Origin of the sequence: Paraburkholderia sp. RL18-101-BIB-B (assembly GCF_046026985.1) — a bacterium.
Classification (GTDB): Bacteria; Pseudomonadota; Gammaproteobacteria; order Burkholderiales; family Burkholderiaceae; genus Paraburkholderia.
In genome coordinates this window covers 57738-75124 of the sequence record NZ_JARESV010000041.1, presented here as the reverse complement: position 1 = coordinate 75124, position 17387 = coordinate 57738, and the positions used below count along the sequence as shown (strand labels likewise).

Sequence of the window (17387 nt, the reverse complement as noted above, 5' to 3'; positions counted from 1 at the left end):
TGCGCCCGGGCGACTACCCCTCCCCCGGGGCGGCCGGCTGGGCCGGGCCGCCGCGGTGCTTCATTGCTGTGCCGCGAGCTCGCTGACGGTGTCGTTGAAGCGTTGAAAAAAGGCGGCGACTAACTTGTTCGCCACCGACGCAACGAGCCGCGCGCCGATCTGCGCGAGCTTGCCGCCGACTTCCGCGTCGGCAACATACGACAGTACCGTCTCCTCGCCGGCATCACTGAGCGCCACCTCGGCGTTCATCTTGCCGAAGCCGGCGATCCCGCCCTCGCCTTGGCCGGCGATCCGGTATCCCTCCGGCTCGACCCGGTTGGACAGCTTCAGGTTGCCCTTGAAGTTCGCCTTGACCGGACCGACCGAAACGGTGACCGTCGCGAGAAACTCATCGTCGTTTGCCGCGGTGAACGACTGGCAACCCGGCACGCAGTTCTGCAGCACCTCCGGGTCGTTCAGGCATTTCCACACAAGGCTACGCGGCGCCTTGATCGTTTGTGATCCCTTGAAATCCATGTCGGGCTCCTGCCTCAGGAAAATTGCCTAGCGGACGTCCAGCGTCATTTCTCCGACGTGGTCGATGGCGATGCGCATACGATCGCCCGGTTGGACAGGGCCGACGCCGGCCGGCGTGCCGGCCGCGATGATGTCGCCGGGATACAGCGTGGCGACACGAGAGATCAGCTCGATCATGCCGGGAATATCGACGATGAGATCCTTCGTGTTCGAGTCCTGCCGCAGTTCGTCGTTGACCCACAGGCGGGTCTGCAGATTGCCCGGGTCCGGCACCTCGTCCGCGGTGACGATCCACGGTCCAAACGGGCAAAATGTGTCGTACGACTTGCGCATCACGCGTTCTTCCTTGCCGCGCACCACCATGTCGATCAGGCATGCATAGCCGAAAATGTGCTTGTACGCGTCCGCGCGGCTCACGTTGCGGCCGCCCTTGCCGATCACGATGCCGAGTTCGCACTCGTGATGAATTTCGCGGCCGGGAAGATCGGGCAGCACGACGGCGTCGTTTGGACCCGAGAGCGACGAATTGGCCTTGAGAAAAAATCCATTCAGGTCGGCGCGATTGACCGACTTCATTTCGGCGCCGTGCGCGACGTAGTTAACCGGCAGCGCGAGCAGCTTGTTCGGCCATTCGATCGGCACGAGCAGACGCACGGCAGCGAAATCGATGCGGCGAGTCTTCGGATGGTCGAGCACGGCCGGCGCCGACTCGCACAACTGGCGGATCACCTGCACCATCTGCACCGGCGGCCACATTTTCGTGTCGATGCCCAGCGCGTCGGTAATGTCGAAGCTTTCCTGACCGGATTGCATGCCAATCCGGCCGTCGTCAAAGCGAAACAGTTTCATCGTTCTTCCTTCGTCTTTCCAGAAATCGTTGCGAGAAGCGCGGCCGGGTCGGTCGGAAGCGCGTCGCCGCGCCATGCGACGTGTCCGTCGGGACGCACCAGCACGTGGCGCTTTTCATAGAGCGCGGCCACGGCCGGTTCGTCGAGCGTGTGCAATGCGAGTGGCACGCGGGCCTCGCGCGCCGCGTCGGCGAAGCGCTGCAGCCCGTCGTCGGCGATAAAGCTCACCAGCACATAGCCGCGGCCGAACAGGTCGAGCGTCGAGCGGCCGTCGGCGAGCCACGCATGCGGGGCGCGGCAGCCGGGGCGCGTCGTGGCCCGGTAATTGACGCCGTCGTTGTACTCGGCGGCGATCTGCTCGCGGTCCTCGTACTCCGGATAGACGCAGACCGGCGAGTCGACATAGCGGTTGCCGAGATGCATGTTCAGCGAGAACCACTCGCGTTTCAGGCCCTCGCCGAGGGCTTCACCCACACTGCGCCGCTCGGCCTCGCCGATCGCGCTGTCTTCCTCGAGCCGGCTGCTGTTGGCCACCCGCTTCATCGTTTCAAGGTTGCCGGTCGAAAAGCGCGTGATGCGCTCGGCGATCGGCTTGCGCTCCGTCTCGTAGGCATCGAACAGGGCCGGTCCGCCCCACCCTTGCAGCGCGGCGTCGAGCTTCCACGACAAGTCGACTGCATCGCCAATCCCGGTGTTCATGCCGAGGCCGCCGGTCGGCGAGGTCAGATGGCAGGCATCGCCGCAGATGAACACGCGCCCGCGGCGGTAGCGCTCGGCGACCAGCTCCTCGCGGGTCCAGTTCAGCACGCTGAGGATCTCCGGCTCGAATGAACGCCCCAGTGCCCGACAGGCGAAGCGTTTCAGTTCATCGTGGGTATAGCGCGTGCGCTCGTCTGCGTTGCCGACGATCGACATGCGCCAGCAGTCATTGCCATTGATCGCAACGATGGTCGCCCAGACACCCGTGCCGTCGACGAACATATACCGGTAGCCTGGCGCCTTGTCGTGCAGGCGGTTCAATTCCGGACAACGGAAGATCATGTTGGTCGTGTAGGTCAGCACGCCCTTGCCTTTCATGCCGATGCCGAGCTGCTCGCGCACGCTGCTCCTGCCGCCGTCGCAGCCCACCAGGTATCGCGCGCGGATTCCGAACGCGTGGTTGTCGGACTGCCGCACGATTTTCGCGGTCACGCCGTCGCCGTCTTCATCGAACGAAACATATTCGTGCTGGTAGAGCAACCGTATGCCCGGCTGAGCCTCGGCGAAGTTCCGCAGGATCGGATCGAACATGTTCTGCGGGCAGCGCTCGCGTTTCTGCGGACTCTCGGGAGGCGGCAGCTCTGCCCGCATCGACGGCATCGCCTGGCGGCCCAGCTCGTAGCCATTGAGGGTCGTCAGATAGACGTTGTCCTGCGGATAGTCGCGATCGTAGGGGCTTGCCTCCACGTCGCCGACGATTCCCCAACGGCGGCAGAACTCCATCGTACGGATTCCGACGAGGTCCATCTTCGGCTGGAAGACCGAGCCGTCACCGCGATCGACGACGATGCATTGGCGGCCTCGCGAGCCGAGGTCGCCGGCCAGCGCCAGTCCGACCGGTCCGGCGCCAATCACCAAAATTTCGCATTCCAATAAGTCTGGTTTGGCTGTCATGTGTGTTTGATTTGTCATTGCGTCGGCTTCGCCTGTTGCCCGACTGGCGAATGCCGTTATCTGAGCCGGGGTTGTTTGCCTGCGCTAACCGCGTTTGCGGCCTGACAGGCGACGAACATCCTTCCTCTTAACTGGGCAATCGCACATACATTTCGCGATCCTTATCGTCACCGGTGATCCTCCTTAAAGATGGCGTGCATTAATTCATAAGCCGTGGTCGCGGCAGGGAGCAGCCGTGCCGCGTGCCGCTTTCAGCACGTAACGCCCCTTGTCGCCCCGGCTCATGACGTCGTTGATTTCGCTTACGTTTATTTGCTGTGCGAATATCTATTTGCAAATAGTCTATCGGTGACTCTTTACGCTGTCAACACGTCGCGGAGCGGTCTGGCAACGACCCATTATCTGGATGCAACGGAATTGGGATAGCGTCGCTCGCAATGCTCGCAATGCCGGACGCAGCGAGTCCGCGATGGCGACTCCACCTCCCATTGACAGTGCCGCCCCCTCGCCCGTACTATTTGCTATGCGTTTTGTTATCCGCTTTGCAAATTAACACGACGCGACAAGGCAACCTGAGACTTAACAGCGACGAACAATAGCGGCGGCCTTGGCGGAGCTTCAATCGTTCCGCTGCCAGTTGGGTTCTGGGTTATTCCAATGACGTCGCACTTCGGAGGAGCACATGCCTCGCATTACCCTAACGGTGAACGGACAGCCATCATCGGCTGAGGTCGAGGGCAGAACATTGCTGGTCGAGCTGCTGCGCGACAAGCTCGGTCTAACCGGCACGCATGTCGGATGCGATACCAGTCAATGTGGCTGCTGTGTCGTGCAGCTGGACGGCAAATCGATCAAGTCGTGCACGTTCCTGGCCGTTCAGGCCGATGGCGCCACGATTACGACCATCGAGGGGCTGAGCGCGCCGGACGGTACGCTGCATCCGATGCAGGAGATGTTTCGCAAGCACCACGCGTTGCAGTGTGGATTCTGTACGCCTGGCATGATGATGAGCGCGATCAACCTGGTGGAAACTCATCCGGATGGCCTCACGACGAAGCAGATCCGCCATGCGATGGAGGGCAATCTTTGCCGCTGTACCGGGTATCACAACATCGTCAGAGCGGTCGAGGCCGCGTGGCCGCTGATGCACGCTGACGCGGCGAAGGCCGCGAAATAGCCGGAGGCAGATGATATGTACGACTTCGAATATGTGAAGCCATCCGCGCTCGAAGAGGCGGTCAGAATTCTGTCGGAAGACGACGCGGCCAAGGCGATCGCCGGCGGCATGACCTTCATCCCCGTGCTGAAGCAGCGCTTCAGCCAACCCTCCGTCGTGGTGGATCTTAGCGGCCTTGGCCTGTCCTACATCCGCCGCGAAGATGACACGCTAGTAATCGGCGCGATGACGCCGCACGGCGTGGTGGCGGCCTCGCCGATCGTCCAGCAAGCCATTCCGGCCCTCGCTTATCTCGCCGGCCATATCGGCGATCGCCAGGTGCGATACCGCGGCACCATCAGCGGTTCTCTGGCCAACAACGATCCTTCTGCGTGCTACCCGTCCGCCGTGCTCGCGCTGGATGCCATTATCAAAACCGACCGGCGCGAGATTGCCGCCGACGATTATTTCCAGGGCATGTTCACCACCGCGCTCGAACCGGGCGAATTGATCACCGAGATCCGGTTACCGGTGGCGGAGTGCGCCGCGTATGTGAAATTCCCGAACCCGGCATCGCGCTACGCGACGGTCGGCGTATTCGTGGCGAAAATGGCGGCAGGTGTACGCGTTGCCGTGACCGGCGCCGGCCAGGATGGCGTCTTTCGCCATCGCGCCTTTGAGGAAGCGCTAGACAAATCGTTCAGCTCGTCATCCCTCGACGGGATCGAGACCCCGGTCGACATGATGAACAGCGACATTCACTCGGGCGCGGCCTATCGCGCGCATCTCGTTGGTGTGATTGCGAGACGCGCCGTCGATATCGCAAGCGCCTAAGGTGACTTCGTAGCGTCCTTGCGGTGGGCTTCACGAACGCCCTTAAGGGCCGCTCCGCGAGGCCGACCCACACGTCAGGATGCGCCCGTGAAACCCAGCGTTTTGCGCAGCATCGTCAGCGTTTCCGCGCCCGCCTCGACGGCAGCTTCCGGATGATGCCGGTCGGTTCGCGCCGGATTGAAGAAGCCATGCTTCGCCTCCGGATAGAGGCGCACATCCACCAGCGGGTTAGGCCTCGAAGCCGCTTCGATCCGGTCGACGAGCGTGATCGGTATTTGTGCGTCCTGCCCGCCGAAATGAAGCATGAGACGCGATTTAGCCGCCGCGATCTCGTCAACGTAATCGCTCAGTTGCACGCCGTAGAAGGAGACGCCGCCATCGATCTCGCCCCGCGCACCCAGCAGCGTTGCGAGCTTGCCGCCGATGCAGAAGCCGATGGCGCCGACCCGGTGCTGTTCGCCGGACCGCTGCTTCAACCTGGCGATCAGCCGGCCAATGTCGGCGAGACCCAGCTCAGTATCGAAATCGCGCATGATCTGTGCGGCCCGGCCGCGGTCCGGCTCGACATAGCCGAGCGAGATGCGCGGCTCGACGCGCCAGAACAGGTCTGGGATCAGCACCTCGAAACCTTCACGGGCAAGCATCCCGCCGACGTCGCGCATCGCCTCGTTCACGCCGAAAATTTCGTGCAGCACGATGACGGTCGGCGCCGCCGCCTCGCCCGCCGCCGCGATGCGGTAAGCCTGCATGCCGAAATCATCCGTGCCCGGCAGCGCAATCCATTCGCTCTGCACGATTTATTCTCCTTCCTTGTTTGCATCATGCTTGCCGCTGCAGCAGCTGCAGGTCGCCGCGCCGGCAAGCTTGACGCGATTGGTCCAGTATTCCCATGCCCGGGTATAGGCGGGAGAGTCGACGGGGGTCTTGAGGCGCACGGCGATTTCGCCCGGCGACAAAGGCTTTATCTCGCCGCCGAGGCTCAGTGCCGCCAGCATCACGCGAGCGTTGAGTGGAAGGTAGATAGCAGACTTCACCGCTTCGACCAGTGTGCGGCCGACGACAGTGAAGCCGTGCCCTCGCATCAGCGTGACGCTGTTATCGGCCAGCGTGCGCGCAAGGTCGTTCGCCTGCGCGATGCTTTCGACCAGAATGTTCGTGTCGCCGAAGTTGTCGCGGATGTCCCAGACTGGCACGTGCTCACCGATACCCGACGCGGTGTTGAGCACTGGCTGCAACGGCCGGGTGCTGATAGTGAAAGGCAGCACGTCGGCGGCGTGACTATGGATGACGGCATGCACGTCGGGCCGGGCCGCATAGACGCCCGCATGAATGAAGCGCTCGAGATACGGCTTCTTGCCGCCGGGCACGACCGGTTCGCCGTCGAAGCCGAATTCGAGAATGTCGTCGGCCTTGACGAATTCGGGGCTGCGCGAGCAGGAGAGCAGGAAGCGCTGAGGATTCTCCGGGTGCCGGATGCTGACATGACCGTAAGCATCCACGATGTTTTCATTGGCGAGAATGTGATTAGCCATCACCAGGTCCTGTATCGCCGCGTTCAGTACATTCATAGGTTGTCCTCTTAATTTGCATTGCAAATATAAAAACGCACAGCAAATAGTACGGTGAGGCCGGCTCCGCTGTCAACGGCATGCCGCCGGTGCTTACCTACAATCTGCATGACGCACATGCATGACCCGCAGCGTGACCCGCGAAACATTAGTTTCGCGTTGACAGTCTCAAGGCACGTCCTTAAAATTCACTATGCGCATCACATTTCGCTTAGCGAATTACAGATGTCAGGTCGACTGTGGCAGGTTTTAGCCGCAGCGGATTAACAAAGCCGATAAAACGCACGCATCTGAATGCAGCGTAAGGAGACACGGCATGGCTGACCCGATCAACGTCGTCGAGATCATTGACGGTCAAAAAATCAGCTGGTTGCAGATACGCGTCGCCCTGTTGGGCGCCATCACGTTGATGCTCGACGGCTTCGACAACCAGATGATTGGATATGTAGCGCCCGCCCTGAAGTCGGCGTGGCATCTCGGTGCCGGCGCGCTTGGTCCGGTATTCAGCGCCGGCGTATTCGGCGTCGGCCTCGGTAGCATCCTTATCGGTCCGTTCGGCGATCGCTACGGCCGGGTGAAGACCCTGCTGTTCACCGTGCTGTGCTTCGCCGTGTTCTCTCTTCTGCTGGCCCAGTCAACCACCATCTCCGAACTCGCGTTGCTGCGTTTCTGCATCGGCCTCATGCTCGGCGCGGTGATTCCGCTCGTGGTCGTGCTCTGCAATGAATACGCGCCGCTCAGGCATCGTGCCAAGATGGTCACCATCATGACTTGCGGCTATGCGGTCGGCGCCGCGTCGGGCGGATTCCTCTCCCTTCATATGGTGCCGCGTTTTGGCTGGAGCTCGGTTTTTTACGTGGGCGCGGCGCTGCCGCTGCTGCTTGGCCTTGCGCTACGGCTCTGGATGCCCGAATCGATCCGCTTCCTCACGCTGCGCAACGATACGGCGCGCGTCGCCGCCATCATGCGCAAGATCGCCCCCTCGCTGGCTTTCCCCGCCGACGCGCACTTTATGATGTTGACGACCGGCCGCGACACCGGAAAGAATGGCGCCTTCTCACATGTGCGGGAGCTGTTCACGGAAAACCGCACCCGTATCACGCTGTTGCTGTGGACTTGCCTGTTCATGAACCTGGTCGTACTGAATTTCATGAACAACTGGCTGCCGAGCCTGGTGGTCCAGACCGGCTTGCCAGTGCCGCAGGCGCTGCGCACGGCCACCATGCTGCAATTCGGCGGCTTCATCGGCATAGCGCTGATGGGGATTTTCGCCGACCGGTTCGGCTACTACAAAGTTCTGGCGACCGTCTTCGCGATGGGCTGCGCCGGGATCGCGCTGATCAGCCGGGCGGGCACGTCGCAAATCGGCCTGATGGTCACCATCTTTATCGGCGGCTTCGCCGTGATCGGGTCGCAGATGACGCTCGGCGCGCTGTCCGCGACGCTTTATCCCACCCGTATCCGCGCAACCGGGTCCAGCTGGGCGTTCGGTGTTGCCCGCCTGCTGTCGGTGATCGGTCCGTTCCTGGGCGGCCTGATGATCGCCAACCACTGGCCGCTCGCCACCATCTTCTATTGTGCGGCCCTGCCGATGCTGTTCGCGATGGCGGCCGTGCTGCTGATGATGCGCACCCCGCAGCCGCCGAGCACCCGGCAGGATGCGCGAATCCAGACGAGCCGAGGATTGTCGTGAACCAGTCTCAGCCACCCCATGACGGCATCGGCCAACCGGTACCGCGCCGCGAAGATCTGCGGCTGGTACAGGGTCAAGGTTGCTATAGCAACGACCTCAACCTGCCCGGCCAGGCCCATGCCTATTTCATTCGTTCTCCTCATGCCCATGCGCGGATTGAGTCGATCGACGCGTCAGCCGCGCTGGCGCTCGACGGGGTCATCGCCGTTCTGACCGGCAAGGATGTCGAGGCGGATGGATTGAAGTCGCTGCCGCACCGGCCGGTGCTGGGACACGAGGCGGACGTCAAACTCTCCAATACCGACGGCTCGGCGAAGTTCATTTCGCCCCATCTGCCGCTGCCGGCAGACCGGGCGCGCTTCGTCGGTGAGGCGGTGGCGATCGTTGTCGCCGAGACGGTGACGATCGCCAAAGATGCCGCCGAACTCGTCGCTATCGATTACGAGGCGCTGACCGCGGTGACCGCCACGCTGGCGGCCGCCGCGCCGGACGCGCCGCGCGTGTGGGATGAGCACGCCAATATCGCCCTCGATGCCCGGATCGGCGATACCGAGGCAACGGATGCCGCCTTCGCCCGCGCCGCCCATGTCACCTCGATCAAGACGTGGATTCAGCGGCTGACCGGCGTGCCCATGGAGCCGCGCGCCGCCCTCGGCAGCCACGATGCGCAGACGGGCCGCTATACGCTGTTCGCCGGCAGCGGCAACGTGGTCCGGCAGAAGCGGGAACTCGCCCACATTCTCGGTATCGAGGAATCGATGGTGCGCGTGGTCGCGCGCGACGTCGGGGGTAATTTCGGCACCCGCAATGCGTTCTACCCGGAGTTCGCCGTGCTAGCCTGGGCCTCGCGGCGCATCGGGCGACCGGTGCACTGGAACTGCGAGCGCCAGGAGGCGTTCCTGAGCGACTATCAGGGACGCGATCTTTATGTCGAGGCGGAGCTGGCGCTCGACGAGGATGGGCGGTTCCTCGCGATGCGCGGCTACAACCTGAGCAACGTCGGCGCCCACACGGTTTCCTTCGTACCGCTGACCAAAGGCATCGGCCTGATGAGCAGTGTCTACGACATACCGTGCGCCAGTTTTCGCGGGTGCGCGGTCAACAGCAACACGCCGTCGACCAACTCCTACCGCAGCGCCGGCCGCCCGGAGGCGATGTTCGTCATGGAACGGCTGATCGACATGGCCGCATGCGAGCACGGCTTCGATCGGGTCGAACTGCGCCGGCGCAATCTGATCCAGCCGGACCGCTTCCCGTACGCCAATCCGCTCGGCCTGACCTATGACAGCGGTGCGTATCCGCAGGTCATGGAGCGCGCGCTCGAACTTGGCAACTGGCACACGTTCCCGCAACGCCGGACCGAAGCGCGCCGGCGCGGCAAATATCGCGGCATCGGCGTGGCCAACTACGTCGAAATCACCTCCGGCATGCCGCGCGAACGCGCCGAAGTCACGGTGCTGCCGATCGGGCGTGTCGACGTGGTGATCGGCACGCTGTCGAGCGGCCAGGGTCACGAGACGAGCTTCGCCCAGTTGATCGTGGAATGGTTCAAGGTGCCCATCGGCCAGGTGCGCATCGTCACCGGCGACACCGACATCGTGCAGGGCGGCGGCGGCTCCCATTCCGGGCGCTCGATGCGTCTGGCCGGCATCGTGATCGGCAAGGCCAGCGAGGCGTTGCTCGGCCAGGCGACGCGCATCGCCGCCCATCTGCTGAAACTGGATAGTCCCGCCGCCGTGCGGTTCGAGAACGGCCGCTTCGGCGCGCCCGGCACCCCGGCTACTTTTGACATCTTCGAGATCGCCGCCGCGGCCGCCGACCCCGCCGCGCTGCTGCCCGACGATGTGCGCGGCCCGCTCGCCGCCGTATCCGACGAGACCGTGCAGGTTGCCGGCTACCCGTTCGGCAGCCATGTCTGCGAGGTCGAGGTGGATGCCGATACGGGCACGGTCGAGCTGATCGATTACATCGCTGTCGACGACGTGGGGCAGGCCATCAATCCATTGATCCTGCACGGCCAGGCCCACGGCGGCATCGCTCAGGGCATCGGCCAGGCGCTTCTGGAACGCTGCTACTACGAGGACGGCAGCGGCCAGTTGCTGTCGGGCTCCTTCATGGATTACGCGATTCCGCGCGCCTCCGACCTGCCCGACTTCATCACGGAGATCAGCGAAACGCCCTCGCCGACCAATCCGCTCGGCGTGCGCGCCGGCGGCGAAGGTGGCACGACGCCGGCGCTCGGGGTGGTCATCAACGCCCTCGTCGACGCGCTGGCCGAGTTTGGCGTGACGCATATCGACATGCCGGCGACACCCGAGCGGGTGTGGCAGGCGATTCAGGATGCGCGCCAGCGCGGCCATACCCCAGACTAACGAGAGCCTACCCATGAACGGCACCATCATTCGACAACTGCACGGGCGTTGCCTCGAACTGACCATCGACAACCCGGCGCACGACAACGCCGTCTCCGACGACATGGCCCGGGAGCTGGCCGATCTGCTCGATGCGGCGGCGGACGAGGCGGACCTCGTCGTGCTGCGCGGCGCCGGCGCGGATTTCTGCAGCGGCCGGATGTCGATGGGCAAGCGCAGCGGCACCCAACCGCAGGCGCTCGACCGGCGCCGCAAAACCGAGGTGATCTTTCGCTGCTACGACGCGTTCCGCGCCACGCCGGTGCCGGTGATCGGCGTGGTCCGCGGCCGCGCGCACGGTTTCGGCTGCGCGATCGCGGCGCTGTGCGACATCACGCTGGCGGCCAGCACGGCGAGCTTCCAGATTCCCGAAATGGCCCACAACATCCTGCCAACCATGGTGATGTCGGCATTGATCGATCGCATGCCGGCGAAGGAACTGGCCTATCTGGTCTATTCGACCCGGGAGATCGACGCCGCCGCCGCGCTGGCCTATGGCCTAGTCAGCGAGGTGGTGCCCGACGCCGGGCTCGATGCGGCGTTCGAGGCGCTCAGGAGCGCGATGCTGAACATGCCGCGGCCAGCGCTATGCGGCATCAAGGAATATCTGCGCTCGGCGCCGGACATGAGCATCCGTGGCGCGGTGGACTTCGCCCAGAACCTGCACGCGACCGTCAACTCTTCAAACGAAATGCTCAAGCAGAAAGACTAACGAAACCAGGACGAACCATGAGTAACAACGACACCCCCTTCGACTTCGACAAATTCCGCCTGCGTCGCTTCGTCGAGAAGCTGATCGATGCCGGTGAAGTCGCGATCCATGAAGATCCCGTTTCGCTCGCCGATCTGAGCGCGCGGATCGACGAAACGCCGAAGGCGTCGCTCTTCAGGCGGGTCGGGCAGGAGAAGTTCGAAATGATCGCCGCCGTTTCGGGCAGCCGCAAACGGCTGGCGATGGCGTTCGGCGTCGAGGAAAGCGAGCTCATTGCCGAATACACGCGGCGCATGGCCAATCCGCAGACGGTCGTCGAGGTGTCGTCGGAACAGGCGCCGGTGCACCAGATCGTCCAGACCGGCGACGACATCGACCTCATGAAGCTGCCGTTTCACCTTCAGCACGAATATGACGGCGCGCCGTACATCTCATCGGGCATCGACTACAGCGTCGACCCCGTCACCGGCCGGACCAACGTCGGCTGCCGGCGCCTGATGTTCCGCAGCAGGAACACCATGCGCGCCAATCTCTCCCAGCCGTCCGATCTGAAGCGCGTGTACCTCGCCTGCGTGGAACGCGGCGAAAAGCTGCCGGCCAGCTTCGCGATCGGCTCGCATCCGTTGGATTATCTGGCGGCCGGCCAACGAATTCCGGTCGACGAATTCGGCCTCGTCGGCACGCTGCGCGGCGAGCCGGTGCCAATGGTTCGCGGCCTGACCAACGGCGTGCTGGCGCCGGCGGACGCGGAAATGATCGTCGAGGGCTATTTCGACGAGCTGGGGTATAGCGAGAAAGAAGGCCCCTACGGCGAGTTCTACGGCTACTACGGGCCCGTGCACATGGACCCGGTGTTCCACGTCACGGCGATTACGATGCGCAACGACGTGCTGCACCAGACCGTGCGCCACAGCGGCCGTCATCTCAGCTGGACCGAATCGGCGAATCTGGGCGGCCTCAATTCGGAACTCCAGATGTGGCGTGTGCTGCGCGCGGCGAATATCGAGCCGACCGCGATCTGCGCCGTGCCGGGCACCAATGGACGCCAAAGCGCGCGCGTTGCGCTCAAGCGCGGCACGCCCGGTCAGGCGCGGCTGGCTATCTCCGCGCTCGCCGCCATTCCCCGGCTCAAATACATCTACGTGACCGATGACGACGTCGACGTGTTCTCGAACGAGCAGGTTGAATGGGCGATGTCGACGCGCTTTCGCAGCGACCGGGACATCGTCGTGCTGGAGGGCTTCGCCCCCTTCTACATGGACCCCACGACCGGCGACCACGGCAACATCGCCAAGGTGGGTTTCGATTTGACCGCCCCCTACGGCCGGCCCGAGACAATCGAGAGCCGGCGCGCCTTGGCACCTCGCTTCGCCGCTTCCTCGGCGGAGCGGCGTTTCGGCAGCGTTCGCGAGGCGCTGGCAGCCGGTCCGTTATTCTTCATGGAACTGATCGTGGCGCTCGGCAGCACGGACGGCCGCGAAATTGCGCTCGAACTCGAGGCACTGAATCAGGCAGGCGTCTTGTGCCGTCTGCGCGATGGCGAATGGGCGCTGCAAGAGAGTGCCGATAAAAAGTAGCCGCAACGCTGGACGGCCGCCCGATATAGACACCGCCATCGTATACCGGCTGTCCGCGTGCGGCTGAACCGAAGCGTGGGAGCGCCTGCACCGCCGTGCATTGGCCGGTCTGCACCGAGGCGGCAACGCGGACAACTCGTCCCAGATGCTCTCGATCAGATCCATCCGGCCGTCGCGATCGGTGACGGCAACCAGTTCCGCAGGGACGCAACTGGTTGCGGGTTTCGATCAGGCTGCTTCGCGCAACAGCGGCGATTCATTGCGATTGCCCGGGGCCGACACGAACGGCGCGATCACGTTGCAGTTGCGGTCACACAGGGCAACGACCTTGCAGCCCTTGACCTTCTTGTGGCCGCTGAAGCCGAAGTTGTTGCCTCCCTTCTTCGCGGCGCTCGTAGTACCATCGCCATGGGATCTGTCGCGATAAGGCGGAAGAGCGAATCATCGTTAGGATATTGAGGATTACTTATGCTGCCAGCGAGTAGAATTGCTCAGCGCGACTGCGCTCGGTGCAATTGTCTTTCATTTGACCCTTGGCGATCATATGCGCAAGCTCGATGCCGCTTAACAGGATGCGAGCGCAGCGAAAATTCTTGAAGCCCAGCATCGGACGCGTTCGCCTCTTGATAGCCCGATGGTCCTGCTCAACGATGTTATTCAAATACTTGTTCTGTCGAATCTTGATCGGGGTGTCCCATTCGGCGTTCAGCGCGTCTAGCGCGGCAAGGTTCGCGCCGCTCTTATCGATGGTCACCGTCTCGGGTTCGCCGTTTTGGTCGATCGACTTTTCAAAGTAGCGCTGCGCCGTGACCTTGTCGCGATGGCCACACAGCAGGAAATCGACTGTGTTGCCCTGCTTGTCGACCGCACGATACAAATACTTCCACTGCCCTCGGACCTTGAGTAGAGTAAGAGACAGGGCGTAGTCGAACTATTTCCCTGCCTCTCCTCTCCGAACCGGACGTGCGCCTCTCAGCGCATCCGGCTCTCCATCCAGGTGTCGCTAAAAGCGAAGACAATCTACCGCAGGAGCCAGCGAACTGCTGTTGGTCTCCATGTAGTATGTCGTCAGTCTGCTTCGCATTTCACTGATTATCAAAGGTCTTCACCTCACTGTGGTCAGTTAATCTGCCTGGCAAACCACCTGGACTGCCCCCCTTCGCCATGTGGCCGGCTTTCCCGGCCTCGGACTACTACGGAGGCTCCGCCAGCTTGCACATCATCGGGGGCACACTCCCTTGGCATCTGTGCAAACCTTCCCCAGTTCACATGCTGGACTCAATCGCACGGGCGAGGTTGCCTGTCGCAGTCTTTATCCTTGCTTGCCGCAAGTCGTCGCAGATATCACGGTCTAGCTGCGCGCTCTCCGTAATGCCCTGCGGTCGGCATACATCTCCGGCCAGCATTCGCGGCATCCGTCCGTACACGTGACCGACGCCGATCCGCGTCCTGCCTGTTAAGCGGTGTAGAAGGCAGGGGTGACGATTCAACCCACAGATGCGATTAAACAGGTTCGTGTCCCTCAACCGTCCCATGCTCAGCCTGGAGGCTCATCTTGGCGTAACCGCTTCGCCGCAAACCCCGTTTCCCACGGACTTCGTCACCTTGCCAGTGTCGGCAAGTCACCGCCGCTTCGGCTCACTCCCTCTCGCAGCAGAGGAAGGGCATGCCCCGGTACTGCGACATCAACTCCACCGGGACCTGCATTCCAGACATGCTCAAGCAGCTTCACCCCCGTACGGGCGGGCTACGCTGGCTGGGCGTACCGTACGTCTCGTCGACTCGCCACGACTGACCGGCTGCCGTGGCAAAGCGGTTCCAGCATTTGACGAACTCCGGCGTGAAGCGCTTAACCCAGCGCATGATCGTCGTATGCGCGAGCGACAGCCCGCGCTCGGACATCATCTCGACCAGGTCGCGGAAGCTGAGCTTGTAGCGAAGGTACCAGCGCACGCACAAAACGATGACCTCGCGATCGAAATGCAGACCGTCGAACAGCTTGTCGATGCTTTGCCACTTGCCCATGCCTCGCCACCCACTCGTTAAACCGCGAGCTTAAACCGTCCGCACTTCCATTTGCAACAGTACCCTCTGGAGCAGAGCAACGGGCGTTAATGGCCGAGGTCGCAAGTGCTGATCTGGCTGGGCTCCGCGGTCGTCGGCCTGCAGCGATTTCCGCACTCGACCCATAGCCGCTATTGCGACCGTGTTGGCCAAAGGTCCGCCCTCGAGCGCACAACGTACCTCTCGTACTGACCGCGTCTTTCCAGCACGCGGCAACGGACTTCTACAGGTCCGTCGTCGCGTGGCTTCATGCAGGCTGATCGAAACTGCCGGGGCTCTTGTCCGAGGCCGTCCACTGCGAAGTACGAGTTCGCTCCGCCTTCCGCAAGCCGACCTTCAGGCCTTCCGTGTCGAAGTCTTTCGTATAGACTGGCGTGCCGGGCTGGTGACGCCAGGAGTCGTCGATACCGCCATTATCGAGGGCATCGAAACCCACTTCGTTGACGAGTTGCATCACTGCCGCCTTGGCGTCGGCGCTATCGCCCGAGACTGGCAGCGCAATCCGCCCCGGCGTGCCTTCCGGCTTGCCGAGATTGCGCAAATGATCCGCGTAGATGTTGTTGAACACCTTGATTACCGGCTGGCCGATCTGCTGCGCGACCCACGCGCTTTCCATCATCCCCGACTCGATCCCGTCGATGCGGCCATCGCGCTCGCGTGGATAATAATTGCCAGTATCGATTACAACCGTGGTTTCCGGCACGTCGTCGAACAGGCCCGCAGGCAGATCGAGCACCTTCTTTTCGGGAATCGTGACCACGATCACCGCTGCACCACGGACCACATCCGCGAGTTCGGCTGGTTTCGCGCCAGTTTCGCGTGCGACATCGGCGAGCGTATCCGGCCCGCGCGAGTTGCCGATAAGCACCTCGTGCCCATGTTCGACCCAGCGCAGCGCCAGTACCCTCCCTATATTCCCCGCGCCAATGATGCCAATTTTCATACACCCTCCTTTTCTTTCAGTTGACTACAGCGGGACGCGCGCAACGGCCATGCCCGTGCGTGTTGACCATCCCCGCGGACTCGCCATAGCCTAGCATCATCCGGGCTGAGATACTGGGCCGTCCCGTCCCGCAGGACGGGCGGCCTGGCCAAACAGCGCATCGCGGATCCAGCCTTCCAGCGGCCTGTCCATGCGCAGCTTGTAATCGCCAAAACGCTTCAGATTGTGGGTTGGATACGGACTCAGGAACTCCAGGTCTCCGGGCCTCGGGCGAATCGAATGACTCTGGTCGACCCGCTGCCGTCATTCGACTCGCCGCTATTCCTATGACCGCTCTCGAATGCGGATTCAACCGGTGGATGCAACGGCTTGCTGAAATCGTTCAGCTGGTGTGTCGAAGTCTAGTGTTTTTCGGGGACGTTCGTTGGCTCTGTCGCGATAAGGACGGAGGGACGAGCGCAGTGTACCGGGCGCGATCGTTTATGAGGCGAGGGAATAGAATTGCTGTGCGGCGGACGCGCAGTTCCCTTTGGCGCATTTCATTTGCCCCTTGCGGATCATATGCATCACCTCAATGCCGCCCAGAATGATGCGTGCACAACGAAAATCCTTGAAACCGAGCATGGGTCGGGTTCGGCGTTTGATGGCCAGGTGGTCCTGCTCGATGCGATTGTTCAGATACTTGACCTGACGGACGCGGATAGGTGTTTCGCGTGCGGCGTTGATCGCCTGGACGGCGGCCAGATTTGCACCGCTCTTATCCATGTTGACCGTCTGCGGGGCGCCGTTCTGGCCAATCGCTTTCTCGAAGAAGCGGCGCGCTGCAGGCTTGTCGCGACGGGCGCGCAGCAGGAAGTCGATGGTGTTGCCGGCCTTGTCCACGGCGCGGTAGAGATACTTCCACTGACCCCTGATCTTGAGGTAGGTCTCGTCCATCCGCCAGCTTTTGCCGACCGGCCTTTTGTGTTTGCGAAACATTTTCTCGAGCAATGGCACCAGCTTGATCACCCAGCGGTGCACGGTCGAATGATCGACTGAAATACCGCGCTCACCCATCATTTCCTCGAGATCACGCAGACTCAGCGAGTAGGCCACGTACCATCTCACGCAGACCAATATCACTTCGAGCGGATAGTGAAGTCGCTTCAGAACTTTGGCTATGCCCGAGGTCAGTGCCTTTCGCGGAGTGTGCGTCTTCTTCATCGTGCCATTCTGGGAATTTCGTCTGCTCCGGATTTTACCCCTTCGGCTTATCGCGACAGAGCCCAAAAAGCTGGAGGCGATCACGTTGCGTAAAGCGCGCCGCAGCGCGCACAACGATACGGTGAGCCCACAAGATTCGCGTTGAGGATGTAGGGTGTCTCCTGCCCGCAATGCTGGCATTTCGTCTCAAGCTTCTGTCGGTGAACGGG

At 62.5% G+C, this 17387-nt stretch carries 13 protein-coding genes and 3 pseudogenes; 6 read left to right on the top strand and 10 right to left on the bottom strand.

Annotated elements, in window-relative coordinates:
- Positions 1-60: 60 nt before the first annotated feature.
- Genes P0D73_RS35825 through P0D73_RS35815 form a run of 3 tightly spaced genes read right to left on the bottom strand, consistent with a single transcriptional unit; the run spans position 61 to position 3017 of the window.
- A complete protein-coding gene (locus P0D73_RS35825) occupies positions 61-516 on the bottom strand; it encodes an SRPBCC family protein (RefSeq protein WP_408319168.1) in 456 nt (151 codons plus the stop codon).
- Positions 517-543: 27 nt separating this feature from the next.
- Positions 544-1365, bottom strand: coding sequence for a fumarylacetoacetate hydrolase family protein (locus P0D73_RS35820; protein ID WP_408292165.1), 822 nt, complete (start codon positions 1363-1365; stop codon positions 544-546).
- On the bottom strand, positions 1362-3017 hold the full coding sequence (locus P0D73_RS35815) for an FAD-dependent oxidoreductase (RefSeq protein WP_408292163.1): 1656 nt from the start codon (positions 3015-3017) through the stop codon (positions 1362-1364). The genes P0D73_RS35820 and P0D73_RS35815 overlap by 4 nt, the downstream gene beginning before the upstream one ends.
- Positions 3018-3699: 682 nt before the next feature.
- Here P0D73_RS35815 and P0D73_RS35810 point away from each other — a divergent pair.
- Both P0D73_RS35810 and P0D73_RS35805 read left to right on the top strand, forming a co-directional pair.
- Positions 3700-4194, top strand: coding sequence for a (2Fe-2S)-binding protein (locus P0D73_RS35810; protein WP_408319166.1), 495 nt, complete (start codon positions 3700-3702; stop codon positions 4192-4194).
- A 15-nt stretch (positions 4195-4209) separates the two neighbouring features.
- Positions 4210-5007 (top strand): FAD binding domain-containing protein, encoded by a 798-nt coding sequence (locus P0D73_RS35805; RefSeq protein ID WP_408319164.1) that lies wholly within the window; start codon positions 4210-4212, stop codon positions 5005-5007.
- Positions 5008-5081: 74 nt separating this feature from the next.
- Here the strand turns inward: P0D73_RS35805 and P0D73_RS35800 are convergent, their stop codons facing one another.
- Together P0D73_RS35800 and P0D73_RS35795 are read right to left on the bottom strand one after the other, a co-directional pair.
- Positions 5082-5801 carry a dienelactone hydrolase family protein gene (locus P0D73_RS35800; RefSeq protein ID WP_408319163.1) on the bottom strand — a complete coding sequence of 240 codons (720 nt, stop codon included), beginning with the start codon at positions 5799-5801 and terminating at the stop codon, positions 5082-5084.
- Positions 5802-5804: 3 nt separating this feature from the next.
- The gene (locus tag P0D73_RS35795) at positions 5805-6575 is read right to left on the bottom strand and encodes a class II aldolase/adducin family protein (protein ID WP_408292155.1); all 771 of its coding nucleotides are present in this window, start codon (positions 6573-6575) and stop codon (positions 5805-5807) included.
- 316 nt (positions 6576-6891) lie between these two features.
- On the opposite strand from P0D73_RS35795, the gene P0D73_RS35790 reads away from it, so the two are divergent.
- Genes P0D73_RS35790 through P0D73_RS35775 form a run of 4 tightly spaced genes read left to right on the top strand, consistent with a single transcriptional unit; the run spans position 6892 to position 12968 of the window.
- A complete protein-coding gene (locus tag P0D73_RS35790) occupies positions 6892-8268 on the top strand; it encodes an MFS transporter (RefSeq protein ID WP_408319161.1) in 1377 nt (458 codons plus the stop codon).
- Positions 8265-10640: a xanthine dehydrogenase family protein molybdopterin-binding subunit gene (locus P0D73_RS35785; RefSeq protein ID WP_408319159.1), complete on the top strand. Its 2376-nt coding sequence runs from the start codon at positions 8265-8267 to the stop codon at positions 10638-10640. The genes P0D73_RS35790 and P0D73_RS35785 overlap by 4 nt, the downstream gene beginning before the upstream one ends.
- A 13-nt stretch (positions 10641-10653) precedes the next feature.
- Positions 10654-11391 carry an enoyl-CoA hydratase/isomerase family protein gene (locus tag P0D73_RS35780; protein ID WP_408319157.1) on the top strand — a complete coding sequence of 246 codons (738 nt, stop codon included), beginning with the start codon at positions 10654-10656 and terminating at the stop codon, positions 11389-11391.
- A gap of 17 nt (positions 11392-11408) precedes the next feature.
- The gene (locus P0D73_RS35775; RefSeq protein WP_408319155.1) at positions 11409-12968 is read left to right on the top strand and encodes a UbiD family decarboxylase domain-containing protein; all 1560 of its coding nucleotides are present in this window, start codon (positions 11409-11411) and stop codon (positions 12966-12968) included.
- 16 nt (positions 12969-12984) lie between these two features.
- Here P0D73_RS35775 and P0D73_RS35770 read toward each other — a convergent pair.
- The 5 genes and pseudogenes from P0D73_RS35770 to P0D73_RS35750 all read right to left on the bottom strand — a co-directional run.
- Positions 12985-13190: pseudogene (locus P0D73_RS35770) on the bottom strand (Tn3 family transposase); the annotation flags it as partial.
- A 244-nt stretch (positions 13191-13434) separates the two neighbouring features.
- Positions 13435-13878: pseudogene (locus tag P0D73_RS35765) on the bottom strand (IS6 family transposase); the annotation flags it as partial.
- An 863-nt stretch (positions 13879-14741) separates the two neighbouring features.
- Positions 14742-14993 (bottom strand): annotated as a pseudogene (locus tag P0D73_RS35760) (IS6 family transposase); the annotation flags it as partial.
- 286 nt (positions 14994-15279) lie between these two features.
- Positions 15280-15975: an NADPH-dependent F420 reductase gene (locus P0D73_RS35755; protein ID WP_408319153.1), complete on the bottom strand. Its 696-nt coding sequence runs from the start codon at positions 15973-15975 to the stop codon at positions 15280-15282.
- Positions 15976-16455: 480 nt separating this feature from the next.
- Complete coding sequence (locus P0D73_RS35750) at positions 16456-17178, bottom strand: IS6 family transposase (protein WP_408319151.1); 723 nt, start codon at positions 17176-17178, stop codon at positions 16456-16458.
- Positions 17179-17387: the final 209 nt, after the last annotated feature.